The organism is Streptomyces sp. Je 1-332 (assembly GCF_040730185.1).
Lineage (GTDB): Bacteria > Actinomycetota > Actinomycetes > Streptomycetales > Streptomycetaceae > Streptomyces.
Genome location: NZ_CP160402.1, coordinates 4,484,967 through 4,509,099, shown reverse-complemented (window position 1 = coordinate 4,509,099; position 24,133 = coordinate 4,484,967). Strand labels below are relative to the sequence as shown.

The 24,133-nt window shown below is 71.8% G+C and carries 24 protein-coding genes; 7 read left to right on the top strand and 17 right to left on the bottom strand.

The window, feature by feature from the left end:
* Positions 1-44: 44 nt before the first annotated feature.
* The 8 genes from ABXJ52_RS20450 to ABXJ52_RS20415 form a co-directional block, all read right to left on the bottom strand.
* Entirely contained in the window at positions 45-215 is a 171-nt protein-coding gene (locus ABXJ52_RS20450; protein ID WP_367044051.1) for a hypothetical protein, read from the bottom strand.
* A gap of 14 nt (positions 216-229) precedes the next feature.
* Positions 230-874 (bottom strand): hypothetical protein, encoded by a 645-nt coding sequence (locus ABXJ52_RS20445; RefSeq protein ID WP_367044050.1) that lies wholly within the window; start codon positions 872-874, stop codon positions 230-232.
* A 69-nt stretch (positions 875-943) separates the two neighbouring features.
* Positions 944-1,324 carry a hypothetical protein gene (locus tag ABXJ52_RS20440; RefSeq protein ID WP_367044049.1) on the bottom strand — a complete coding sequence of 127 codons (381 nt, stop codon included), beginning with the start codon at positions 1,322-1,324 and terminating at the stop codon, positions 944-946.
* 148 nt (positions 1,325-1,472) lie between these two features.
* Positions 1,473-2,279, bottom strand: a complete 807-nt coding sequence (locus tag ABXJ52_RS20435) for a type III pantothenate kinase (RefSeq protein ID WP_367044048.1) — start codon at positions 2,277-2,279, stop codon at positions 1,473-1,475.
* Positions 2,280-2,286: 7 nt separating this feature from the next.
* Positions 2,287-3,270, bottom strand: coding sequence for a carboxylating nicotinate-nucleotide diphosphorylase (gene nadC, locus ABXJ52_RS20430; protein WP_367044047.1), 984 nt, complete (start codon positions 3,268-3,270; stop codon positions 2,287-2,289).
* A 2-nt stretch (positions 3,271-3,272) separates the two neighbouring features.
* Complete coding sequence (locus tag ABXJ52_RS20425; RefSeq protein ID WP_367044046.1) at positions 3,273-5,012, bottom strand: L-aspartate oxidase; 1,740 nt, start codon at positions 5,010-5,012, stop codon at positions 3,273-3,275.
* A complete protein-coding gene (panC, locus tag ABXJ52_RS20420) occupies positions 5,009-6,010 on the bottom strand; it encodes a pantoate--beta-alanine ligase (protein WP_367044044.1) in 1,002 nt (333 codons plus the stop codon). Before panC ends, ABXJ52_RS20425 begins: the two co-directional genes overlap by 4 nt.
* Positions 6,007-6,945, bottom strand: a complete 939-nt coding sequence (locus ABXJ52_RS20415; protein ID WP_367044043.1) for a DUF2520 domain-containing protein — start codon at positions 6,943-6,945, stop codon at positions 6,007-6,009. The genes panC and ABXJ52_RS20415 overlap by 4 nt, the downstream gene beginning before the upstream one ends.
* 183 nt (positions 6,946-7,128) lie before the next feature.
* Here ABXJ52_RS20415 and ABXJ52_RS20410 point away from each other — a divergent pair, with 183 nt between their 5' ends.
* On the top strand, positions 7,129-8,292 hold the full coding sequence (locus ABXJ52_RS20410) for a beta-eliminating lyase-related protein (protein WP_367044042.1): 1,164 nt from the start codon (positions 7,129-7,131) through the stop codon (positions 8,290-8,292).
* Here ABXJ52_RS20410 and ABXJ52_RS20405 read toward each other — a convergent pair.
* Positions 8,249-8,476: a hypothetical protein gene (locus tag ABXJ52_RS20405; RefSeq protein ID WP_367044041.1), complete on the bottom strand. Its 228-nt coding sequence runs from the start codon at positions 8,474-8,476 to the stop codon at positions 8,249-8,251. The genes ABXJ52_RS20410 and ABXJ52_RS20405 overlap by 44 nt on opposite strands.
* A gap of 221 nt (positions 8,477-8,697) precedes the next feature.
* On the opposite strand from ABXJ52_RS20405, the gene ABXJ52_RS20400 reads away from it, so the two are divergent.
* Positions 8,698-9,810 carry a DUF5937 family protein gene (locus tag ABXJ52_RS20400; protein ID WP_367049145.1) on the top strand — a complete coding sequence of 371 codons (1,113 nt, stop codon included), beginning with the start codon at positions 8,698-8,700 and terminating at the stop codon, positions 9,808-9,810.
* Between the two features lie 43 nt (positions 9,811-9,853).
* Here the strand turns inward: ABXJ52_RS20400 and ABXJ52_RS20395 are convergent, their stop codons facing one another.
* Complete coding sequence (locus ABXJ52_RS20395) at positions 9,854-10,528, bottom strand: response regulator transcription factor (RefSeq protein ID WP_367044040.1); 675 nt, start codon at positions 10,526-10,528, stop codon at positions 9,854-9,856.
* 29 nt (positions 10,529-10,557) lie between these two features.
* Positions 10,558-11,757 carry a sensor histidine kinase gene (locus tag ABXJ52_RS20390; protein WP_367044039.1) on the bottom strand — a complete coding sequence of 400 codons (1,200 nt, stop codon included), beginning with the start codon at positions 11,755-11,757 and terminating at the stop codon, positions 10,558-10,560.
* Positions 11,758-11,919: 162 nt separating this feature from the next.
* Between ABXJ52_RS20390 and ABXJ52_RS20385 the strand changes: the two genes are divergently transcribed.
* Positions 11,920-12,867 (top strand): SAM-dependent methyltransferase, encoded by a 948-nt coding sequence (locus tag ABXJ52_RS20385; RefSeq protein WP_367049144.1) that lies wholly within the window; start codon positions 11,920-11,922, stop codon positions 12,865-12,867.
* 27 nt (positions 12,868-12,894) lie between these two features.
* Here ABXJ52_RS20385 and ABXJ52_RS20380 read toward each other — a convergent pair whose 3' ends face one another.
* On the bottom strand, positions 12,895-14,046 hold the full coding sequence (locus ABXJ52_RS20380) for an NADH-quinone oxidoreductase subunit D (protein ID WP_367044038.1): 1,152 nt from the start codon (positions 14,044-14,046) through the stop codon (positions 12,895-12,897).
* 63 nt (positions 14,047-14,109) lie between these two features.
* Between ABXJ52_RS20380 and ABXJ52_RS20375 the strand changes: the two genes are divergently transcribed.
* Together ABXJ52_RS20375 and ABXJ52_RS20370 are read left to right on the top strand one after the other, a co-directional pair.
* Positions 14,110-14,628 (top strand): PH domain-containing protein, encoded by a 519-nt coding sequence (locus tag ABXJ52_RS20375; protein WP_367044037.1) that lies wholly within the window; start codon positions 14,110-14,112, stop codon positions 14,626-14,628.
* On the top strand, positions 14,625-15,968 hold the full coding sequence (locus tag ABXJ52_RS20370; protein ID WP_367044036.1) for a PH domain-containing protein: 1,344 nt from the start codon (positions 14,625-14,627) through the stop codon (positions 15,966-15,968). The genes ABXJ52_RS20375 and ABXJ52_RS20370 overlap by 4 nt, the downstream gene beginning before the upstream one ends.
* A gap of 85 nt (positions 15,969-16,053) precedes the next feature.
* On the opposite strand, the gene ABXJ52_RS20365 is transcribed toward ABXJ52_RS20370, so the two are convergent.
* The 4 genes from ABXJ52_RS20365 to ABXJ52_RS20350 form a co-directional block, all read right to left on the bottom strand.
* Positions 16,054-17,052: a hypothetical protein gene (locus ABXJ52_RS20365; protein WP_367044035.1), complete on the bottom strand. Its 999-nt coding sequence runs from the start codon at positions 17,050-17,052 to the stop codon at positions 16,054-16,056.
* 153 nt (positions 17,053-17,205) lie between these two features.
* Entirely contained in the window at positions 17,206-18,180 is a 975-nt protein-coding gene (locus ABXJ52_RS20360; protein ID WP_367044034.1) for an ABC transporter substrate-binding protein, read from the bottom strand.
* Between the two features lie 71 nt (positions 18,181-18,251).
* Complete coding sequence (locus ABXJ52_RS20355) at positions 18,252-18,932, bottom strand: ABC transporter permease (RefSeq protein WP_367044033.1); 681 nt, start codon at positions 18,930-18,932, stop codon at positions 18,252-18,254.
* Positions 18,929-19,657: an ABC transporter permease gene (locus ABXJ52_RS20350; protein ID WP_367044032.1), complete on the bottom strand. Its 729-nt coding sequence runs from the start codon at positions 19,655-19,657 to the stop codon at positions 18,929-18,931. The genes ABXJ52_RS20355 and ABXJ52_RS20350 overlap by 4 nt, the downstream gene beginning before the upstream one ends.
* A 132-nt stretch (positions 19,658-19,789) precedes the next feature.
* On the opposite strand from ABXJ52_RS20350, the gene ABXJ52_RS20345 reads away from it, so the two are divergent.
* Positions 19,790-20,947 carry a betaine/proline/choline family ABC transporter ATP-binding protein gene (locus ABXJ52_RS20345; RefSeq protein WP_367044031.1) on the top strand — a complete coding sequence of 386 codons (1,158 nt, stop codon included), beginning with the start codon at positions 19,790-19,792 and terminating at the stop codon, positions 20,945-20,947.
* 4 nt (positions 20,948-20,951) lie between these two features.
* Here ABXJ52_RS20345 and ABXJ52_RS20340 read toward each other — a convergent pair whose 3' ends face one another.
* Positions 20,952-22,070, bottom strand: coding sequence for an alpha/beta hydrolase-fold protein (locus ABXJ52_RS20340; RefSeq protein ID WP_367044030.1), 1,119 nt, complete (start codon positions 22,068-22,070; stop codon positions 20,952-20,954).
* Positions 22,071-22,233: 163 nt separating this feature from the next.
* Here ABXJ52_RS20340 and ABXJ52_RS20335 point away from each other — a divergent pair, with 163 nt between their 5' ends.
* Entirely contained in the window at positions 22,234-24,117 is a 1,884-nt protein-coding gene (locus ABXJ52_RS20335) for a phosphatidylglycerol lysyltransferase domain-containing protein (RefSeq protein WP_367044028.1), read from the top strand.
* The last annotated feature ends 16 nt before the right edge of the window (positions 24,118-24,133 follow it).

Genomic DNA, 24,133 nt, shown 5'->3' with positions numbered 1-24,133 from the left:
GGGGGGCAGGTCTTGGGGTCAGGCCTCAGGGTCAGGCCTCGGGGTCAGGCCTTGGGGGTCTGCCGAGCGCCTTCGGCGCGGGTGATCACGGCGTCGACGGCCGCGTCCTCCTTGGCCTTGTTGGCACCGCCCTGGGTCTTCACGATCGTCACGATGAGACCGCCGAAGAACACGGCCATCACTACGGGGGGCAGGAGCGCGGAGACGTATTCCATGCCCCCCAGAGTAGCTAGCCCGCGGCGCGCTGGTGCGGCGGGTCCGCCGGGCGGCGCTTGGGAGGGAAGACCTCGGCCGGGGTCGGCACGGGGCGGGGCGGCTCCGGAGCGGCCGGCTTCACCGGAGGGGACTTCGGCGTCTTGGGCTTGGGCGCGGCCTGGTCGTCCGCGTCGCTCCGGCCGCCGGGGAGGGCGAGCAGGCGGGTGCGCGACGCGGGGACGAGGGGGCGGGGCGCCGGGACGGTCGCCTGCGTCGCCCGGCCCGAGAGGCGCGCGCGTACGGCCTGCTCGGCGACGGTCCGGCAGCGGGCGAGGAGAGCGGCGGCGACCGGGTTGCCGCGCAGGGCGCGCAGCGCGGCGAGATCGTCGGCGCCCGGCTGGTAGCCGGAGCCGAGGACGTCCTCCAGGAGCGCGAGGTAGCCGGTTGCGGTGCCGGGCAGGGCCGCCCGGTAGCGGGCGAGGTCGGCCAGCAGGAAGGCGCGGAGCCTGGCGCCCTCGTTCACCGCGTCGTCGACGGCGACGGCGAGGCGTAGGCAGTCCTGGACGTCCGCGTCGGAGACGGGGCTGGGATGCAGGGCGAGGGCCAGAGCGCGGCGGAGCACACGCAGTTCCTCCGCACCGAAGGCCATGCCGCCGCGAGATCCGTATGGCGTGGGCATGGACTGACGATAAGTGCAAAGTGGACAAAATCCGCTTAACGCACATGTGTGGCGTGGTTTTTTACGCGCTCACTCCGAGCGGCGGCGGATCATCGCGAAGACGACCGCGCCGACTCCGAGGGCGCCTGCCGCGGCGGCGGCGATCCAGGGGAGCACGCCCGCGCCGGTGTCCGCCATGGTGCCGTCCGGCTCGCGCCGGGGGTCGCGCTCCTCCCCGCCCGGTGAGGTGCCGGAGGCGGGGGTCGTGCTCGCGGTGGGGGACGACGTGGGGGTCGTGGGCGTCGTGCTCGAGGTGGTGGACGGAGCGGGCGTCGCGGCCGGGACGCTCACCGCGTGCACGGCGTGGCCGCCGCCGGGCCCGGCGGCCGTACTCGCCGTCGCGGCAGGTCCCGCGAGGCCGGCCAGCACCCCGGCGGCCACTGCCGCGACCAGTCTTCCCCTACGCCCCATTTGCTCCACGCTCGCTCGAACCTTCTCAAGTCCCGTCCCTGCGCAGACTCTTGTATGGGGCGCAGGGTTGTGTGCGCAAGCCCCGGTGATGAGCCGCCGGTAACAAGCCGGTGCTCCGGCCGCGGGTCTCGGCCGGAGCGCTCGGCGCTCAGCTCCGGGAGACGTTCCGCTCGTATACGAGACGCAGGCCGATGAGGGTCAGCCACGGCTCGTGCTCGTCGATGACGGTGGCCTCGCCGAGCACCATGGGCGCGAGGCCGCCGGTCGCGATGACCGTGACGTCGTCGGGGTCACCGCCCTGGCCCGCCAGCTCGCGGGCCATGCGCTGCACGACGCCGTCCACTTGGCCCGCGAAGCCGTACAGGATGCCCGACTGCATGGCCTCCACGGTGTTCTTGCCGATGACGCTGCGCGGCCTTGCCAGCTCGATCTTGCGGAGCTGCGCGCCCCGCACGCCGAGCGCCTCGACGGAGATCTCGATGCCGGGGGCGATGACGCCTCCGGTGTACTCCCCGCGCGCGGAGACCGCGTCGAACGTCGTCGCCGTACCGAAGTCGACGACGATGGCGGGGCCTCCGTAGAGCTCCACCGCCGCGACCGCGTTGATGATGCGGTCGGCGCCGACCTCCTTGGGGTTGTCCATGAGGATCGGGACGCCGGTCTTGATGCCGGGCTCCACGAGGACGGCGGGCACGTCTCCGTAGTACCGCCTGGTGACTTCGCGCAGTTCGTGCAGGACGGAGGGGACCGTCGAGCAGATGGCGATGCCGTCGATGCCGTCGCCCAGTTCGTCGCCGAGCAGCGGGTGCATGCCCATCAAGCCGTTGAGGAGCACGGCGAGTTCGTCGGCGGTGCGGCGGGCGTCGGTGGAGATGCGCCAGTGCTCGACGATCTCCTCGCCGTCGAAGAGGCCGAGGACGGTGTGGGTGTTTCCGACGTCGATGGTCAGCAGCATGTCGTCGTCACTCCGCCGCGCGAAGGTCGAGGCCGATGTCCAGGATCGGCGAGGAGTGGGTGAGGGCGCCCACGGCGAGGAAGTCCACGCCCGTTCGCGCGTACGCACGGGCGTTCTCCAGGGTGAGGCGGCCCGAGGACTCCAGGATCGCGCGGCCGTCGACGATGGCCACGGCCTCCTCCGTCTCGCCCGGCGTGAAGTTGTCCAGGAGGATCAGGTCGGCGCCCGCGTCCACGACCTCGCGCAGCTGGTGGAGGGTGTCGACCTCGACCTCCACCGCCAGGTCCGGGAAGGCCTCGCGCACGGCCTTGAAGGCCTGCTCGACGCCTCCGGCGGCGACCACGTGGTTGTCCTTCACCAGGGCCGCGTCGGAGAGCGACATGCGGTGGTTCACGCCGCCGCCCATGCGCACCGCGTACTTCTCCAGGGCACGGAGCCCGGCCGTCGTCTTGCGGGTGTCACGGACCTTGGCCTGGGTGCCGTCCAGTGCGTCGGCCCACGCGCGCGTGGCCGTCGCCACGCCGGAGAGGCGGCACAGGAGGTTCAGCGCGCTGCGCTCGGCGGTGAGCAGGTCGCGGGTGCGGGTGGTGACGCTGAGCAGCTTGGCGCCCGCCTCCACCTGTTCCCCGTCCTCGACGTGCCGCTCGACCTCGAAGGTGTCCGTGCAGACAAGGGAGATGACGGCTTCGGCGATGCGCAGGCCCGCGACGGTGCCGGCCTCGCGCGCGGTGAAGTCGCCGGTGGCGACGGCCTCTTCGGGGATCGTGGCGACCGAGGTGACGTCCACGCCGCCCGCCAGGTCCTCCTCGATCGCCATGTGCGCGATGTCCTCGACCTGCACGGGGTCGAGCCCCGCCTCGGTCAGGAGCTGCGCGAGAGCGGGGTCGAGACCGCACTCCAGGGGGTCGTACGCGTCGTCTGTGCCGCAGCCGCAGGCGTCGCCGCAGCCGCCGCCCGTGGGGGCGAGAGGGAGGTCGTCGGGGGTGCTCACGGTCACTTCTCCTGAAGGCTGGTCGTCGGAGGGAAGTCTGCGGTCTCGGTGGTCTGCACGGCCAGGGTCCGGTCCGCGTTGAGGCGTACGACGATGTGGCGGCGCCAGGACGCGTCGTCGCGGTCGGGGCGGTCCTCGCGCCAGTGGCAGCCGCGGGTCTCCTCGCGGCGCTGGGCCGCCGCCACCAGAACGCGGGCGACGCACAGGAGGTTGGTGGTCTCCCACGTGTCGACGCCGGGCTCGGCGGTCTTGCCGTCCTCGGCGAGCGCGCCCGCGGCCTCGGCGTGGATGCGGGCGAGCCTGGCCGCGGCCTCGGAGAGGGAGTCGGCGGACCTGAGCACTCCGGCGCCTTCGGTCATCACGCGCTGGATGGCGAAGCGGGCCTCGGGGGGCAGCAGGGGGTGCGCGGGGGTGTCGGAGTGGTCGACCGGGGCGGGTGCGGGCACCGGGACGGGCACCGCGGCGTAGAGGGCGGGGAGGGCCTTCTCCGCGTGCTGTGCCGCGATGTCCGCGGCGATGCGCTCGGCGTAGACCAGGCCTTCCAGGAGGGAGTTGGAGGCGAGGCGATTCGCTCCGTGCACTCCGGTGCAGGCGACCTCGCCGCACGCGTACAGACCGGGGACCGTGGTGCGGCCGTGCGCGTCGGTGCGGACGCCGCCGGAGGCGTAGTGCGCGGCCGGGGCGACGGGGACGGGCTCGGTCACGGGGTCGATGCCGTGGGCGCGGCAGGCGGCGAGGATCGTCGGGAAGCGGTTCTCCCACATGTCGGCGCCGAAGTGCCGGCCGTCCAAGTACATGTGCTCGGCGCCCTGTTCCTGCATGCGCCGCGTGATGCCCTTGGCGACGATGTCCCGGGGGGCGAGCTCCGCGAGTTCGTGCTGGCCGACCATGAAACGCACGCCGTGCGCGTCCACGAGGTGGGCCCCCTCGCCGCGCACCGCCTCGGAGACCAGCGGCTGCTGGCCCTCCGCGTCGGCGCCCAGGAAGAGCACGGTGGGGTGGAACTGCACGAACTCCAGGTCGCTCACCTCGGCGCCCGCGCGCAGGGCCAGCGCGACGCCGTCGCCCGTCGACACGGACGGGTTCGTGGTCGCCGAGAAGACCTGGCCCATGCCGCCGGTGGCGAGGACGACCGCGGGGGCGTGCACCGCTCCCACGCCGTCGTGCTGCCCCTCGCCCATGACGTGCAGGGAGACACCGGCGGTGCGGCCTTCGGCATCCGTGAGGAGGTCCAGTACGAGGGCGTTCTCCACGGTCGGTATGGACCGCGCGCGGACCGCTTCGACCAGGGCGCGGGAGATTTCCAGGCCGGTCGCGTCGCCGCCCGCGTGCGCGATGCGGCGGCGGTGGTGGCCGCCCTCGCGGGTCAGCTCGATGGCGCCCTCGGGGCCGGTGTCGAAGTGGGCGCCGGTCTCGATGAGGCGGCGTACGGCGTCGGGGCCCTCGGTGACCAGGGTGCGCACGGCCTCCTCGTCGCACAGGCCCGCGCCCGCCACGAGGGTGTCGTCCAGATGCTGCTCGGGGGTGTCGCCATCGCCGAGCGCCGCGGCGATGCCGCCCTGGGCCCAGCGCGTGGAGCCGTCGTCCAGGCGGGCCTTGGTGACCACGACGGTCCTCAGGCCCGCGGCCGAGCAGCGCAGCGCCGTGGTCAGTCCGGCCACTCCGGAGCCGACGACGACGATGTCGGCTTCCAGGGACCAGCCGGGCGCGGGGGCGTGCAGCCGTATTCCGGTGGCACTCATGGGGTGGCTCCGAACGTGAGCGGGATGTTGTCGATCAGCCGGGTCGCGCCGACCTTGGCCGCGACGGCGAGGATCGCCTCACCGGTGTGGCCCGGCTGTACGTCCGTGAAGTCGGCCGGGTCGACCAGCGCCAGGTAGTCGAGTTCGAGCGGGGGCCTGCTGCGGGCCGCCTGGTCGAGGACCTGGCGGGCGGCGGCGCGGACGGCCGCCGGGCCGCCGGGCACGGCGGGCGTGACGGACTGGGCGAGGGCGTGGGTGTCGGCGGCGGCGCGGGACTCCCCCAGTGCGTTCAGGGCGTCGGCGCGCGCGTGCGTGACGGGGGCGAGCGCCGCCCGCGCGTGGAGTGCCTCCTGCGCGGCGTGCCGGTCGCGGCCCGCGAAGAGGGCCTGGGAGAGCGCGAGTGCGGTGCGCCGCTCGGCCGCGGAGAGGTAGCGGTTGCGGCTGGAGAGGGCCAGGCCGTCCTCCTCGCGCACGGTGGGTACGCCGACTATGTCGACGCCGAAGTTCAGGTCCCGCACCATGCGGCGGATGAGGGCGAGCTGCTGGGCGTCCTTCTGGCCGTACAGCGCGACGTCGGGGCGGGTGAGGTGCAGGAGCTTGGCGACGACCGTGAGCATGCCGTCGAAGTGGCCGGGGCGGGTGGCACCTTCGAGGAGGGTGCCCATGGGTCCCGCGCTGATCCGGACCTGCGGTTCGCCGCCTGGATAGACCTCGTCCACGGAGGGGGCGAACACGAGGTCCGCACCTTCCTGTTCGGCGATCTTGACGTCGGCGTCCAGCGTGCGCGGGTAGCGGTCGAGGTCCTCGCCCGCGCCGAACTGGAGGGGGTTCACGAAGACCGTGACCACGACTTCGCCGTCGGCGCCCGCCATGTCGCGTGCGGTGCGGATGAGGGTGGCGTGGCCCTCGTGCAGGGCGCCCATGGTCATGACGACGACCCGGCGTCCGGCACGCGTGCGCGTGCGCAGCGGTTCGGCGGAGTGCACCAGACGGGTCATCGGGCTCCTCCCTCCGCGTCGCCGGACCCGCTCCCGCCGTTGGCCAGGACTCCCAGGAGGTCCTCGGCGAGCTCGGGCTTGAGCAGTCCGTGGGCGAGCGCGCGGTCGGCGGTCGCGCGGGCCATGGCCAGATAGCCGGCGACGGTCTGCGGGGCGTGCTTGCGCAGCTCGGCGACGTGCGCGGCGACGGTGCCCGCGTCCCCGCGCGCGACGGGGCCGGTGAGGGCCGCGTCGCCGGAGCGCAGGGCGTTGTCCAGGGCGGCGCCGAGCAGCGGGCCCAGCATCCGGTCGGGGGCTGTCACGCCCGCGTCCCGGAGCAGGTCCATGGACTCGGCGACCAGCGTGACCAGGTGGTTCGCGCCGAGCGCGAGTGCCGCGTGGTACAGCGGCCTGGCCTCCTCGGCGATCCACTCGGGCTCGCCGCCCATCTCGATGACCAGGGCCTCGGCGGCGAGGCGCAGCTCCTCGGGAGCCGTCACGCCGAAGGAGCAACCCGCGAGGCGCTGCACGTCGACGGGGGTCCCGGTGAACGTCATCGCGGGGTGCAGGGCCAGCGGCAGGGCTCCGGCACGCAGGGCGGGTTCGAGCACCTTCGTGCCGTACCGCCCGGACGTGTGCACCAGGAGCTGCCCGGGGCGGATCGCATCGGTCTCGACGAGGCCCTCGACCAGGCCCGGCAGGGCGTCGTCCGGAACGGTCAGGAGGACCAGGTCGGAGCGCTCGAGGACCTGGGCCGGGGGGACGAGGGGGACGTCGGGCAGCAAGGCCGCCGCGCGCCGGACGGACGCGTCGGAGACCCCGGACGCGGCGACCGGGCGGTGCCCGGCGAGCTGGAGTGCCGCGGCGAGCGCGGGGCCGACACGGCCCGCTCCCACGACACCCACCGTGAGCCTCGCGGGGCGGTCCCGCGGGTCTGGCTGATGAGGTGCGTTCACGCGATGACGCCTTCCCGTTCCAGTCCGCTCGGGGTACCGGACGATTTCTCGTCATGCTAACGCGATTGGTCCGCGCCGCGTCCTCGGCTGTCCACAGGCTGTGGGTATTGGTATGACCGGCGGCCGACGGCAGGCCATGCTCGGGGGATGACTTCTGGGTCGAGTTCTGCAATGACTTCTGGGATGACTTCACACGACGGAGAAACCGAGGTGAGCGAGCAGGACCTGTTCGCCGCCCGCCGCCGGGCGGCCGCACTCGGCGCCACCCGCATCCTGCACCGCTGGTCGGGGCACCTCCCGCTCGCCGCACGGCTCTCGGCACTCGCGGACGCGGCCTCGGAGGTCGTGGGCCCGGACGAGCCCGCCGACATCTACGGCAACGGGCTCGTCGCCCGCCTGGAGGACGAGGTCGCGCGGCTGCTCGGCAAGGAAGCGGCGGCCTTCTTCCCGACCGGAACGATGGCCCAGCAGGTCGCCCTGCGCTGCTGGGCGGGCCGCACCGGCAACGCGACCGTCGCCCTGCATCCGAAGGCCCACCCCGAGGTACACGAAGGGGGCGCGCTGACCGCGGTGAGCGGACTGCGCACCGTACATCCGACGCGGGAGCCGCGGCTGCCCACGGCCGACGAGGTGCGGGACTTCGGGGAACCCTTCGGGACGCTGATGCTCGAACTGCCGCTCCGGGACGCCGGTTTCGTGCTGCCGTCCTGGGAGGAGCTCGAAGAGGTCGTGGAGGCGGCCAGGGACCGTGACGCGGTCGTGCACTTCGACGGTGCGCGCCTGTGGGAGTGCACACCGCACTTCGACCGCTCCCTCGCGGAGATCGCCGGACTCGCGGACACCGTGTACGTGTCGTTCTACAAGTCCCTCGACGGCCTGAGCGGCGCGGCGCTCGCGGGCCCGCACACCCTCGTGGACGAGGCGCGGAGCTGGCGCCACCGCTACGGCGGCCAGGTCTTCCAGCAGTTCCCGGCCGCCGCAGCCGCTCTGCTCGGCCTGAAGACCACGCTCCCGCGGCTGCCGGACTACGTCGCCCACGCGCGCGTGGTCGCCGACGCCCTGCGCGAAGGCTTCAGCGATGCCGGTGTGCCCTGGTCACGCGTACACCCGGAGCGGCCGCACACCCACCAGTTCCAGGTCTGGCTGCCGTACGACGCCGAAGCGCTGACCGAGGCGGCCCTGGTGCAGGCCGAGGAGACCAGAACCCAGCTGTTCGGGCGCTGGTTCCCGGACGGGCCGCCCGGCCTCTCGGTCACGGAGGTCACCGTGACCGAGGCGGGCCTGGAGTGGACGTCCGACGACGTCAATGATGCGGTCGCGGAGTTCGTACGCCGGATCCCCGGATGAGCCGGGCCACGGCGGCGCGGAACCTTCCGTGGGCGGGGCGTTCGTCGACGACGGCGCGGAAGCGGCCGTAGTCCCGCACCTCTCGGACGACCTGCCAGTCCTGCCAGCCGGGGGCGGGCGGGGTGCGTTCGTCGTGCTGGGCGGCGCGGTAGCTGTCGAGCAGGTACTGCTGCGTGATGCTCATGACGGGTTCGCCTCTCAGGACAATTGTTACTTATCGGGCGCCCTTGGGTCGACGGGAAGCAGAGTCGGCGCAAGGAGGTGGAGACCGGGTCCGGTGGTGTCGTCGTCCGGCCCTGTCACCACAGACTGCTCCCGCCGTCACGGCGCCGTCGCGTCGATTGACGCCGGGCGTCAATCGGCCGCCTGGTTGTCGGTGGCACGGTGCACGATGGGTCCATGAGCGTGCACATCGACATCGCGGGCCTGCCGCAGGAGCGCATCTTCTTCGACCCATCGCCCCTCGCGGAGCTGGGCGTTGCCCTGCACGCGCTGTCCGAACCGGGCCACCACCCGGGGCTGCACGGCTGGGCGACGGCGACCAGCGCCTGCCTCAAACCGGACCTCGCCGACCGGCTGTGCGAGGCCGACTTCCTGTGGCGGAACACGTTCTCGGACGTCTTCATGCCGTTCGCCGGGCTCGTCGGCGGCGACGGCAGACCGGGCGCCACTCTCACCGAGGAGCTGGACCTCCTCGACCGCCTGGACGACGACCGCTTCGTCATGGCGGCCATGGAGTTCACCTGCGGCACGACCTACAACGTGGGCGGTCCATCGCCGCTCAGCGACCCCGTCCGGCGCGCCAGGTCCCTGGAGCTGGCCGCTACCCGCGGCACGAGGCAGCTGGACTTCGCCGAGCGCCTGCTGTCCGACCCGCACACCGTCCGGGCCTGGCTGCGCCGCCTCCTGGAGGACTGCGACGAGGCGTTCTTCGCCGACACCTGGCAGCGGGTGCGGGTCCAACTGGCCGCCGACGCGCGGCACAAGACGGAGATACTGCGGCACAAGGGCCTCGCCGAGGTGCTGACCTCGGTGTCGGCGGCCCTCTCGGTGGACGCCGACGGCCGCCGCATCACCGCGGACAAGCTGGTGCCGGGCGACACGACGGCCCTGGACCACACCCTGGGCGCGGGGCTCACGTTCGTGCCCTCGCACTTCGCGTGGCCGCACCTGATGGTCCTGCACGCCCCGGGCTGGCGCCCGGTGATCCACTACCCCGTGTCCACCCCGGACCTGGCCGAGCCCACCTCGGTGGAGACGCTGGAGCGGCGGCTCACGGCCCTCGCGCACCCCGTGCGCCTGCGGCTGTGCCGCAACCTGGCCCGCGCGCCCTACAGCACCGGCGAGCTGGCCCACGCGACGGGACTGACGTCACCGGAGGTCTCCCGGCACCTCGCGCTCCTGAAGAAGGCGGGACTGATCACCACGACCCGGCGCGGAAGGTATGTGCTGCACCAGCTGGACGTCACCGTGGTGGCCCGCCTGGGCAGCGACTTCCTGGAGGGCATCCTGCGCTGACCCGCCCTCCCTGTAGAGCCGCGTAGAACCGCGCAGAGCCGCGTCAGGCCGCCCCGCCGCCCGCCCGCACCAGGCCCGTCTCGTACGCGAGGACCACGACCTGCACCCGGTCCCGCAGGCCGAGCTTGGTCAGGATGCGGCCCACATGGGTCTTGACCGTGGCCTCGGAGAGGACGAGCCGTGCCGCGATCTCCCCGTTCGAAAGTCCCTGGGCGACCAGGATCATGACCTCGCGCTCGCGGTCGGTGAGCCGCTCCAGCTCCTTGTGCTGCGGCTGCCCGCCCGCGTTCGGCAGCATCGGCGCGAAGCGGTCGAGAAGGCGCCGCGTCGTGGACGGCGCGACCACCGCGTCACCGCTGTGCACGGAGCGGATCGCGGCGAGCAGCTCGCCCGGAGGCACGTCCTTCAGCATGAAACCGGACGCGCCCGCCTTCAGCCCCGAGAAGGCGTACTCGTCGAGGTCGAAGGTCGTGAGGATCAGCACCTTCGGAGGGTTCTCGTCCTGGCAGATGCGCCGGGTCGTCTCCACGCCGTCCAGTTTCGGCATGCGTACGTCCATGAGCACGACGTCGACCTCGGTCGTGCGCAGCGCCTGGAGGGCCTCGACTCCGTCGCCCGCCTCGGCGACGACCTCCATGTCCGGCTGTGCGGCGAGCACCATCCGGAACCCCGTGCGCAGCAGCGCCTGGTCGTCGACGAGCATGACGCGGATCGACATCAAAGGCCCTTTCGTTTCGGTGACAGGTGTCAGTTTGCGGGCTTGAGCGGCAGGAGCGCACTGATGCGGAAGCCGCCGCCGGGCCGCGGTCCCGCGTCCAGCGTGCCGCCGACCATGCCGACGCGCTCCCGCATGCCGATCAGACCGTGCCCGCTGCCGTCGGCGCCGCCGTCCTCGTACAGCTCGTGGGGCGCGCCCTTGCCGTCGTCCTCGACGAGCAGCCCCAGGCCGTCGTCGAAGTAGACGAGGCGCACGCTCGCGCCGGTGTTCTCGCCGCCGTGCTTGCGGGTGTTGGTGAGCGCCTCCTGCACGATGCGGTACGCCGTGAGCTCGACGCCGCTGGGCAGCGGACGCGGGGTCCCCTCGACCTTGAAGTCGACCGGGAGGCCGGCCGTGCGCACCTGCTCGATGAGCTCGTCGAGCTGCTCGACGTCGGGCTGCGGGACGTACTCACCGCTCTCCTGGTGTTCGCCGGTGCGCAGCACGCCGAGCAGCCTGCGCATCTCGGCGAGCGCCTGCCGCCCGGTGTTCGAGATGGTCTCCAGGGCCTGCTTGGCCTGCTCGGGGGCCGCGTCGAGTACGTACGCGGCGCCGTCGGCCTGGACGACCATCACCGAGACGTTGTGCGCGACGACGTCGTGCAGCTCGCGCGCGATCCGGGCCCGCTCGGCCGCCACCGCGACCTTGGACTGCGCGGCCCGCTCCTTCTCCAGGCGGTCGGCGCGCTCCTCCAACTGCGCGAAGTAGGCGCGGCGGGTGCGGATGGAGTCGCCGAGCACCCAGGCGAGGGCGAAGGGCACCATCTGGAAGACCGTGAAGAGGATGCTGCTGAAGGTTCCTATGCTCTCCTCCGGCCAGCGCAGCGACGACAGCGGTGCCGCGCACAGGCCGCCTATGAGGGCGAACCGCGAGGCCCACTTCGTGCCCTCGGCCGAGGCCGTGTAGATGATCACCAGCATCGCGAAGTCGGCCGGCATCGTCTGGATGTCGAAGATCAGCTGGGCCAAGCCGAGCACGGCGGCGAGGACCAGCATCTTCTCGACGTACTTGCGGCGCAGCGCCACCACGACGGACATGCCGAGGATGACGACGACGGACGAGACGGGCTCCCGGCCTTCCGCCGCGGCCATGGAGACGAGACCGATGCCGGAGATCCCGAACAGGACGAGGGCCCAGAAGCCATCGACCCCGGTCGGGTGTCTGCGGAGGAAGTCATAGACGCGCTGCACGTAACCCAGCGTAGGCAGCGGGACGGCCCTCCGGGGTCAACCGGAGGTCCGATCCGTATCGCTCGCGTGTACTCCCCAAGGTGGAGGCCCGCTTAGCCTTCTCGCGTGACGAACGAGGTCCCAGGTGAGCGGAATGACGCGCGGCGTGGCTGGCGGGAGGCCATGGAGGCCGCTCTCTACGGGCCTGACGGCTTCTATCTGCGCCCCGAAGGACCCGCGGGACACTTCCGGACGTCGGTGCACGCATCGCCGCTCTTCGCGGGCGCCGTGGCCCGGCTGCTGTGCCGCGTGGACGAGGCGCTCGACCACCCGGACGAGTTGGCCTTCGTCGATCTTGGGGCGGGCCGTGGCGAGTTGACCGCAGCCGTCCTCACCGCGCTGCCCGCCGACGTGGCGGCACGCGTGCGTGCCTGCGCGGTCGAGCGGGCCGGGCGCCCGGAGGGACTCGACCGGCGCATCGAGTGGCGCGACCTGCCGCCCACCGGCGTCACCGGCCTGCTCTTCGCCAACGAATGGCTCGACAACGTCCCCCTGGACGTCGTCGAGGTGGACTCCGAAGGCGTGGCCCGGCATGTGCTCGTCGGCGACGACGGCGGCGAGTCCCTCGGCGGCCCGGTGGAGGGCGACGACGCCTCCTGGCTGGCGCGCTGGTGGCCGCTGGCTCCGGAGCCCGGCCTGCGCGCGGAGACCGGGCGCCCCAGGGACGAGGCGTGGGCGAGGGCCGCGGCGACGCTCACGCGCGGCCTCGCGGTCGCGGTGGACTACGCGCACGACCGCGCCGGACGGCCGCCCTTCGGCACGCTGGCCGGCTTCCGCGCGGGCCGCGAGACAGCACCGGTGCCCGACGGCACGTGCGACATCACGGCCCATGTGGCACTCGACGCGTGCGCGCTGCCCGGAGCCCGGCTGCTCACCCAGCGCGCGGCCCTGCACGCCCTGGGCGTCAGCGGTGGCCGCCCGCCGCTCTCCCTGGCCTCCAGCGATCCGAAGGCGTACGTACACGCCCTCACGCGCGCGGGAGAGGCGGCCGAACTGACTGCCGACGGCGGGCTCGGCGACTTCGGGTGGCTGGTCCAGCCGGTGGGAATCGCGGACCCGCTGGAGGCTTGAACGGGCCCTGCCTGTCGGTGCCGCCGACTACTTGTCGATGTCGCCGACCACGAAGAACAGCGACCCCAGGATCGCCACCATGTCGGCGACCAGCTGCCCCGGAAGCAGTTCGGCGAGGGCCTGGATGTTGTTGTACGACGCCGAGCGGAGCTTCAGGCGGTACGGGGTCTTCTCGCCCTTGGAGACCAGGTAGTAGCCGTTGATGCCCAGGGGGTTCTCGGTCCACGCGTACGTGTGGCCCTCGGGGGCCTTGAGCACCTTCGGGAGGCGCTGGTTGACCGGCCCCTGCGGCAGCTCGGCGAGCCGCTCCAGGCAGGCGTCGGCGAGGTCGAGCGCGTTGTGGGTCTGCTCCAGGAGGCACTCGAAGCGGGCCAGGCAGTCGCCCTCCTGACGCGTGACGACCTTCAGGGTGTCCTGCAGCTGGCCGTACGCGAGGTACGGCTCGTCGCGGCGCAGGTCGAAGTCGACTCCGGAGGCGCGGGCGATGGGGCCGCTCACTCCGTAGGCGTGCACCGCCTGAGGGGACAGCACGCCGACGCCGCGCGTACGGCCCCGGAAGATCTCGTTGCCGAGCACCAGCTTGTCGTACACGTCCATGCGGGAGCGGACCGAGGCGACGGCCGCACGCGCGCGCGTGGACCAGCCCGCGGGGAGGTCTTCCTTGAGGCCGCCCACGCGGTTGAACATGTAGTGCATACGGCCGCCGGAGATCTCCTCCATCACGTTCTGGAGCTCCTCGCGCTCCCGGAAAGCGTGGAACACCGGGGTGATTCCGCCCAGTTCGAGCGGATACGAGCCGAGGAACATCAGGTGGTTGAGCACGCGGTTCAGCTCGGCGAGGAGCGTGCGCATCCAGACGGCGCGCTCGGGCACCTCCATGCCGAGCATCCGCTCCACGGCCAGGACCACCCCGAGTTCGTTCGAGAACGCGGACAGCCAGTCGTGCCGGTTGGCGAGCACCACGATCTGCCGGTAGTCGCGCGCCTCGAAGAGCTTCTCCGCGCCGCGGTGCATATAGCCGATCACCGGCTCCGCCTGCTCGATCCGCTCGCCGTCGAGGACGAGGCGCAGCCGCAGCACACCGTGCGTGGAGGGGTGCTGCGGGCCGATGTTGAGCACCATGTCGGTGCTCTCCGCGGCGCCGCCGATGCCGAGGGTGGTCTCCGTCGTGGGGCTCATGCGCGCATTCTCTCGTACGCGCGCTCCTACGCGACTGTCACATCGGCTACGTACGCTTGAGGCATGGAAACGGGGACGGCGGGACCGGCGCGGCCCGCGCAGCCAGGAGAACCGGACGCGGAGCCGGTGTGGACCGGGCTGCCGCGGGGGCTGCTGCGGATGCGGCGGCTGCTGCTCGTGGTGTGGCTCGTGCCGCTCGCGGCGGCGGTCGGCGTGCTCCTGTGGCTCTTCGCCGGGCCCGCGTGGTCCCCTTTCGCGGCCGTCCCGCTGGCCTTCGTGGCGTGGGGCTGGCCGATGCTGGGGCGCAACTGGCGCTCCTGGCGGTACGCGGAGCGGGTGGACGACCTGCTGATCAGCCGGGGCGTGCTCTGGCGCGAGGAAACCGTCGTCCCGTACGGCCGGATGCAGCTGGTCGAGGTGACATCGGGGCCCGTGGAGCGGCACTTCGGCCTGGCGAGCGTGCAGCTGCACACGGCGGCGGCCGCCACGGACGCCCGAATTCCCGGCCTCATCCCCGAGGAGGCCGAGCGGTTGCGCGACCGGCTGACCGAGCTGGGCGAGGCCCGCTCGGCGGGGCTGTGAGCGGCGTACGGGAGGTGGCGGGGGAAGAACACGCCCCCGGCACCGAGACCGCGCGAGAGCGGCGTCTGCACCCCGTCACGCCCCTGCGCCGGGCCTGGGCGCCGGTCGCGGTCCTCGTGGGCTTCGCGGTGCACGACCCGAACGGCACGCAGCGGCGACTCTCCGAGCTGGCCGTGACCCACCTGCTCGCCGGGATCGCCGTCGTCCTCGTGGGCGGCGCCCTGTACGGCTTCATGAGCTGGTGGTTCACGCACTTCTCCGTCACCGACACCGAACTGCGCATCCGCACAGGACTGATCTTCCGGCGCACCGCCCACATCCGGCTCGACCGCCTCCAGGCGGTGGACGTGACGCAGCCGCTCGCGGCCCGCATCGTGGGCGTCGCCAAGCTCAAACTGGACGTCGTCGGGACGGAGAAGAAGGACGAACTGGCCTACCTGGGCCAGGAGGAGGCATCCGTCCTGCGGGCCGAACTCCTCGCGCGTGCGGCCGGTTTCGCCCCCGAGGCGGCCGGCGAGGTCGGTGAGGCGCCGGTCAACAACCTGGTGCACGTACAGCCGCGCATGCTCGCGATCTCCCTGCTCCTGACGGGCACGACGTGGGGCATGCTCGTCGCCACGCTCATCGTGCCGCCCTTCCTGTGGTTCGCCACCCACAACCTGTGGACGGTGCTCGCGACCGGACTGCCCATGCTGGGCGGCGCGTTCGCCAGCAGCGTGGGGCGCTTCATCGCGGAGTACGACTGGAAGGTGGGCGAGTCCCCCGACGGCCTGCGCATCGACCACGGGCTGCTCGACAAGGCGCACGAGACGGTGCCTCCTGGCCGGGTGCAGACCGTGCGCGTCGTCGAGCCGTGGCTGTGGCGGCGGCGCGGCTGGGTGCGGGTGGAACTGGACGTCGCGGGCTCGTCGAACGGCGTCCTGCTCCCCGTAGCGCCGCGGGAGGTCGCGGAGGACGTGATCGCGCGGGTCCTGCCGGGTGTGCGGGTACCGGCCGCGGCCGAACTGGTGCGCCCTCCCGCGCGGGCCGCGTGGTGCCTTCCGGTGTGGTGGAAGGGGTACGGCCTGACGGTGACGGACACGGTGTTCGCGGCGCGGCACGGCCTGCTGCGCCGCCGCCTGTCGCTGGTCCCGCACGCGAAGGTGCAGAGCGTGCGGCTCACGCAGGGGCCCTGGGAGCGCTTCAAGGGGGTGGCGGACGTCCAGGTCGACACCGGGGCGAACAAGACGGTGACGGCTCGCTTGCGTCCCGCCGGGGAGGCGGCTGCTCTGCTTCAGTCGCAGGCCGACCGTTCACGTACCGGGCGCAGGACCGCGCGACCCGACCGGTGGATGGCGTGACGGGGTCGCGAACCCAGCCCGTGCGGTGTTCGAGGACGAACCCGGCGGAGCCGGTGATGACGGCGCACAAGGCCCAGGGGCCCGCCTACGCCCGCAGCGCCGTCCGCAGCTCCGCCACGTCGATCTGCTCGGTCTCGTCATGCTCCGTCAGGTCGATGACCTGACCCACGGCACGGTCCGCGCCCTCGGCGGGAGCCTTGAACTCCGCCTCGGACTCCGCCTTGTGCACGGCGAGTGCCTCCTCGCCCACCACGTCCGCGAGGTCCACGTTCTGTACGGACTCCAGCGCCCCGGCACTCGCCTCGCTCTTCGTGCCGAAGAAGTCGAAGCCTCCCTGGGCGCCCTGGCGTCGCCTCTGCGCGGGCGGCGCGACGGCGACCGCGCGCTCATGCCCGCCGTACCCCTCGGCCGCCCCGGACTTCCCCCGCGCTTCGTCTCCGTCCGCGCGCTGCCGGGAAGCCCCGTCCTCGGGGGAAGGCTTCGGAGTCAGCCGGTCGAGCGCCATGTTCGCCCGGTCGTACAGCGACGGGGGCGCGATCGACCCCGGACGCACGACGGGAGCCGGCGCCTCCGTACGGGCCGGGGCCTGCTCGCGCACGGGGGCGGGCGGCAGGGCGCGGGCCGGGGCCGACGCCTCGATGGCGAGCAGCCGCCGGCCCTCGAGCGCGCTCGCCCGCTCGGTCTCCGCCGTCGCGTACCGCCGCAGGAGCGCCGCGTGTTCGTTGCGCAGGGCGGCGAGCTCGGCCCGCTTGGACCGCAGCTTCGTCTCCAGACGGCCCCGGATCTCCCGGGACTCGTCCAGGTCGGACTCGCACTCGGCTATGCGTTCCTCGTAGCGCCACTCGTCGCTCTTGCGGCCGCGGCCCAGCTCGGCGACCTGTCGGCCGGCCGCCAGGTCCCAGCGGCGCATGACGACCGAGCCCACGACGGCGGCGGCAGCCGCGGCCGCGGCCAGACCGCGGAGCACGACGGGTTCCGCGAACAGCCAGGCGCCGCCGGCGCAGACAAGGGAGAGACCTGCGACCGTCGAGGGAGGCAGCAGCCTGTGCAGGGGTGGGGAATGGCGGTGACGTCCACGTGGCATGGCCAGAAACTTACCGCGCGTAGGCGAACTCTGGTGCCCCGCCCGCCAAAATGACAGCGCCATAGTGCCGACTCCCCACCCTTCTCGCTCCTCTTCGGTCACTCAACTCCAGTTTCGGCCGAGTGACTTCGAGTGTGCCCGCTCCGGCCGTCGTTACTTCTTGATCAATCCCTTCGACTCCAGATACTCCTTGGCGACATCGGCTTCCTTCTGCCGCTCCACATCGACCTTCCGGTCGAGTTCCGCGAGATCCTCCGTCGTGAGGGCCTTGGTCAGCTTCCCGAGGGCGGCGGCTATCTCCTTGCCGCCCGCTTCCTTCGCGTTCACAACCGGAAGGATGTTGTCCGCGTTCTGCAGCTTCTTGTCGTCCTCAAGGGCCACAAGCCCGAAGCTGTCGAGCGTCGCGTCGGTGGTCGTGGTCAGCACCACCTGGTCCGTGCCGTTCTTCACGGCCTGCTTGGACTGCGTGGTGCCGACGCCCTTGGGGTCGATTCCCGCGACATCGATGCCGTACGTCTTCTTCAGTCCCGGAGCGCAGAACGGCCGCGACTCGCATTCGTCACTCGCGGCGATCTTGACCTTCTCGCCGGACTTACCGAGATCCGAAAGCGTCTTGAGCTTGTGCTCCTTGGCGTATTCCTTGCTCACCGCGAACGCGTTCTGGTCGACCGCCTCACCGACGGCAAGCACCTTCAGGCCACGTGGTTCGGCGAGCTTCTTCAGCGCGGCCACCGTGTCGTCCACGTCATTCGAGGCGACCGGCTTCGCCTTCGGGCCGTTCTTGCCGAGGTTGAGGAACTCCGCGAGCGTCGCCGCGTATTCGGGAGCGACGTCGATCGAGCCCTTCTTGAGCTCGGGCTCGTACACCTCGCGGTTCTGGACGGTCTTGACCTCGGCGTCGTATCCGGCGTCCTCCAGGACACCCGCATAGAGCTCGGCGAGCACCTTCTGCTCGGTGAAACGGGCGGAGCCGACGACGATCTTGCCCTTGCCGCCCGCCTTGTCCCCGTCGCCCTTGCCGTCCTTCTCCAGGCTGTCCCCGCCGCACGCGGTGAGCCCCGCGGTCAGCGCCACGACGGCCGCGGCCGCCCCTGCCATCCGTCGCGCGCGACGCGTTGTGCTGTTCATCGGTGAACCACCATTCGAAAGCTGCTTAAGACCACTGGCCCTTGGAAACACTGGAAACTACTGCCCGGAGGTCACTGCGCGACCCCCGAGCGCCCCCGCATGGGGCTGAAGACCTTCCCCACCACGACGAGCACCAACTCCACGCAGAGCGCGAGCAGCGCCACGAGAAGCGCTCCCGCCACCACCTGAGGCGTGTTCTGCAGGTTGAACCCGGCGGTGATGATCCGCCCGAGGCCGCCCTCGCCCGCCATCGCTGCCAGCGTCGCCGTCGCCACGACCTGCACGCCCGCGGAACGCACCCCGGTCATGATCAGCGGGTACGCGAGGGGCAGTTCGACCCGTGCGAACAGCTGGCGCCCGCTCATGCCCATCCCCCGGGCGGCCTCCACCACCGCACGGTCGACCTCGCGCATCCCGATGTACGCGTTGGTCAGCAGCGGCGGCACCGCGAACAGGACGAGCGCGATGAGCGTCGGCACGTCACCGTGCTCGCCCAGCGGGGTCAGCGTGAGCAGGACGAGCACCGCGAGCGTCGGCACCGCACGCCCGATGTTCGAGATGTTCACCGCGAGGGCGCCGCCCTTGCCGATGTGGCCGAGATACAGGGCGATCGGCAGCGCGATCAGGCACGCGACGGCGAGACACACACCGCTGAAGTAGAGGTGCTCGGCGAGGCGGTGCCACACCCCCTTCTCGCCCTGCCAGTTGGCGCCCGTGGTCAGCCAGTCGTACGCGCCGGTTATCGCGTTCATGCAGGTTCAGCCACCTTGGCCGTGCGCTCCGCGGGGGCGGTGCGCTTCGTACGTATGCGGTGCACGCGCGTCCATGGCGTCAGCCACCGCTGGAGGGCGAGGAGAAGCAGGTCGGCGACCACGGCGAGGACCACACAGAGCGCGGAGGCCGTGAGCACCTGCGCCTTGAACGTCGTGTCGAGGCCGTCGAGGATCAGCGATCCGAGGCCTCCGTAGTCCACGATCGCCCCTACCGTCGTCAGGGCCACCGTCGAGACCGTGGTGATGCGGACACCGGCCAGCAACGCGGGCAGCGCGAGCGGCAGTTCCACCTCCCACAGCAGCCGCAGCGGTCCGTACCCCATCCCCTTCGCCGCGTCACGTGCCTCCTCCGGCACGGCCTGGAGCCCCGCCAGGATGTTCCGCACCAGGATCGTCAGGGAGTACAGCACGAGGCCCGTGACGACCAGCGAGGCCGAGAGCCCGAAGAACGGCAGCAGGAGCGAGAACATCGCGAGCGAGGGCACCGTGTAGAGCACGGTCGTCACGCCGAGGATGGGACCCGCCAGGAAGCGCCAGCGCCGGGCGAGCAGCGCGAGCGGCAGCGAGACGGCGACGCCGATGGCGACCGACGCCGCGGTGATGCCCACGTGCTGGACGGTGGCGTCGATCAGCTCCTGGCTGCGGGAGCTGACGTACTCCCCGCAGATCCAGTCGTTCGTCACCAGACAGTTCTGCTCGCTCATCCCGCCCCACTCCCCCCGAGTACCGATTCCTGAGGCGCTCTGGCGACCCTAACGCGGAGCACCGACAATCGCCGAGACTCGTCGCACTGGCGCAACATGGGCTTTACACAACGCCCGCAACAATGGGGAATCATGATCCGGTTCGAGCACGTCACCAAGCGGTACGAGGACGGCACCACGGCCGTCGACGACCTGTCCTTCGAGGTCGCCGAGGGTGAACTGGTCACGCTCGTCGGCCCGTCGGGCTGCGGCAAGACGACGACGATGAAGATGGTGAACCGCCTCATCGAGCCGACCGAGGGCCGGATATACGTCGAAGGTGATGACATATCCACCATCGACCCGGTCCAGCTCCGGCGCCGTATCGGCTATGTCATCCAGCAGGTCGGCCTCTTCCCGCACAAGACGGTCCTGGAGAACACCGCGACCGTCCCGCACCTGCTCGGCGTGAAGCGCGGCAGGGCCCGCGAGCGCGCCGCCGAACTCCTCGACCTGGTCGGCCTCGATCCCGCCACCTTCGGCGACCGCTACCCCGAGCAGCTCTCCGGGGGACAGCGCCAGCGGGTGGGCGTGGCCCGTGCGCTGGCGGCCGATCCGCCGGTTCTCCTGATGGACGAGCCGTTCGGCGCGGTCGACCCCGTGGTGCGCGAGCACCTGCAGAACGAGTTCCTCCGCCTCCAGCAGGCCGTCCGCAAGACCGTCCTCTTCGTCACGCACGACATCGAGGAAGCGGTCCGCCTCGGTGACCGGATGGCCGTCTACGGAGAGGGCCGCATCGAGCAGTTCGACACCCCGTCGACGATCCTGGGCGCACCTGCCAACGGTTATGTGGCTGACTTCGTCGGCGCGGACCGCGGTCTCAAGCGCCTCTCCGTGACGCCCATCGAGGAGGGCGACCTGGAGCAGCCGCCCGTCCTGCACCTGGACGACCCGCTGCCCGCGCGGCTCGACGCCCAGTGGGCCGTGGTCCTGGACGGCGAGAACAACCTGCACGGCTGGATCTCCGCCGAGCACGCGCACGGCGGCAAGGGAACGGTCCGCGACCACGCCCGCCGCATGGAGGCGTGGCTCCCGGTGGGCGCCACCCTGAAGCAGGCGTTCGCGACGATGCTCCAGCACGACGCGGGCTGGATCGCGGTCATCGACAAGGACAGCGAGGGCCGCTTCCTCGGCGTCCTCACCCCGGCCCGGCTGCACGAGGCGCTGCGCAGGTCGACGGCGGCGGACGCGCGTGACATCGCGCGCGGGGAGGTCGAGTTGGAGACCGTCACGGCCATCAGCAAGCTCTGAGGCGCTACTTCCCGTCAAGACGCCCGCTGATCCACTCCAGCGTCGCGGGGATCTCCCTGCGCCACGTGTTGAAGTTGTGCCCGCCGCTTTCGAGGGTGATCGACGAGACCCTGGTGGGCGACTTCACCTTGCCGATGAACTTCTCGGTGTCCGCGAAGTTGTCCTCTCCTTGTTTGCTGGTGGTGACAAGGAGGGACGTCTTGGGCGCGGGCATGTGGTCGAGGTACCACATCAGGTCGGCGCGCTCCTCCAACTCCTTGTCGCCGTGGAAGAGATCGCCCGTGGTGACGTCGATGGGCGCCTTGTAGTACGCGGAGAGGCCCGCCCCCGCGGCGTACACGTCGGGGTGGTGCATGGCGAGCTTCAGGGCGCAGTAGCCACCCGTGGAGTCACCGATGACACCCCAACTGCTCGCGTTCCTGCCCACCCTGTAGTGCTCGGAGATCGCACCGGGCAGGTCCTTGGCGAAGAACGTCTCGGCCTGCGGGCCCCCGGGGATGTCCACGCACTCGGTGTCCCGCGGCGGCGCCACGGTGGGCCGCATCATGACCAGGATCATCGGCTGCATCCTGTCCCGCCTGGCGAGGCCGTGGGCGGTCTGCGGGTAGTGCAGGCCCTTGATGAGCGCCTCGGCGGTGCCGGGGTAGCCGGTGAGCACCACGGACACGGGGAACGTGCGCTTCTTGTACCGCGGCTGGAAGTACTCGGGCGGCAGGTAGACGTAGGCGGGGCTTGCTATGTCCGCCTCCTTCCCGCTGACGACCACCTTCTGGATCTGACCGCCGGTCGACGGGCTGCCACCGCCGGGCACGTTCACCGGCCGGGTGCCGCGTACGTCCACCGGTGTCCCGCCCGTGGCGGGATCGTGGTCGACGACGACACCGGGGCTCGTCTCCTGGCCGAAGAGGTCCGCCCAGGTGGCGTAGAAGCCGAACGCCTGGTTGGCGGCGAGACCGACCGAGGAGAAGACCGCCAACTGAGTGGCGATGAGCAGCCCGACACGGCCGGTGACGGCCCGCCAGGACTGGCGGGCGAGGCGCGGCCAGAACCACACCGTGCCGATGAACAGCACGACGGCGAGGAGCACCGCCAACGCGAGGACCTTGTTGCTCGTCAGACCCATGGGGTGTTCCGCCTGCGCTTTCTGCCTGTTCCGTCGTTCTTTTCCAGCGGTTTTCCGGTCGGGAGTGAACCCGAGCCCCAGAAGGACCGTCCTAGAGGGCGCAATGTCGCCGGATGCCGTTTTGGTGCCGGAATCAAGCTCTCTCGCAGAACCACGGGATGCGATGTCTGTCAGGATAGATGCGGAATTGTCAGGTGCGGTTCCGGACGGTGAGGGCAGCAGCCCCCAGGGACGGCGCCGTACCGACGGGCCCCGTGACGGCATCCGCAGCGGATTCAGCCGGCTGCTCCGCGGGCCGCGCCCCGAAGCCGTACCGGCCCTCGTCGCCCGCGCCTGCGCCCTCGTCGGCCTCCTGAACGTGGCCGCCGGTGTCTTCCCGCGCTTCCGGCACAGCCGGATGCACGCGCTCGCCGAGGTCCTGCCCGGCGCGCTCGGCCCCTTCGCCGCCGCCCTCGCGCTCAGCTCCGGCGTCCTGTTGCTGCTGCTCGCGCACGGCCTGCGCCGCCACAAGCGGCGGGCCTGGCGGGCCGCCGCGGTACTGCTCCCGGCCGGTGCCGTCGCGCAGTTCACCTACCGGCACTCCGTCATCGGCGTACTGATCTCGCTCGCCCTCCTGGCGCTGCTGCTTCGCCACCGGGGTGAGTTCGCCGCGCTGCCCGATCCGCGCAGCCGCTGGCGGGCGCTCGCCAACTTCGTGCTCCTCGGGGCCGGTTCCATCGCCCTCGGCCTGGTCATCGTCAGTGCGCACCCGGGCAAGGTCATCGGGGACCCGAGCATCACGGAACGCCTCACCCACGTCCTGTACGGCCTGTTCGGCTTCGAAGGGCCGGTCGACTACTACGGGACCACGTCCTGGACGGTCGGCTACTCGCTCGGCGCGCTCGGCATGCTCACCGCCCTCACCACCATCTACCTGGCCTTTCGCCCCGAGCACCCCGCAGCACGCCTCACCGAGGACGACGAGGCGAAGCTGCGCGCCCTGCTCGACAAACACGGCGCCCGCGACTCGCTCGGCCACTTCGCGCTCCGCCGCGACAAGGGCGCCGTCTTCTCCCCCAGCGGCAAGGCGGCGGTCACCTACCGCGTGGTCTCCGGGGTGATGCTTGCCAGCGGCGACCCGATCGGCGACGTGGAGGCCTGGCCCGGCGCCATCGAGCGCTTCATGGACGAGGCGAAGGCCCACTCCTGGACGCCCGCCGTCATGGGCTGCTCCGAGACCGGCGGCGAGGTCTGGACCCGCGAGACCGGCCTCGACGCCCTCGAACTGGGCGACGAGGCGGTGGTGGACGTCGTGGATTTCTCCCTGTCCGGGCGTGCGATGCGCAACGTACGCCAGATGGTCAAGCGCATCGAGCGCAATGGCTACGAGACCCGCGTACGGCGCGTGCGTGACCTCGGGGAGCGCGAACTGGAGCGGATACAGCGCGCCGCCGACGACTGGCGCGGCACCGACACCGAACGCGGCTTCTCCATGGCGCTCGGCCGCATCGGTGACCCGGACGACGGCGACTGCCTGATCGCCACCGCCCACAAGGCGGACGACGAACCGGGCGACTACGGAGACCTCAAGGCCGTCCTCCACTTCGTCCCCTGGGGCAAGGACGGCGTCTCCCTGGACCTCATGCGCCGCGACCGCTCCGCCGACCCCGGCATGAACGAGCTGCTCATCGTGGCCGCCCTGCAGGCGGCCCCGAAGCTCGGCATCGCGCGCGTGTCCCTCAACTTCGCGATGTTCCGCGCGGCCCTCGCCCGTGGCGAGAAGATCGGCGCGGGGCCGGTGCTCCGTGCCTGGCGCGGCCTGCTCGTCTTCCTCTCGCGCTGGTTCCAGATCGAGTCCCTGTACAAGTTCAACGCGAAGTTCCGCCCCCGCTGGGAGCCCCGCTTCGTCGTCTACCGCTCCTCCAAGGACCTCCCCCGCATCGGCTTCGCCGCCATGCAGGCCGAGGGCTTCGTGACCCTCACGATGCCCCGCTTCCTGCGCCGGGCGGGCGCTCAGCGCCGTCCCTGCCCGCACCGGACCACAGAGCGTGAGGTCCGGGCGGCGTAGTCCCCGCCCGCTCGGG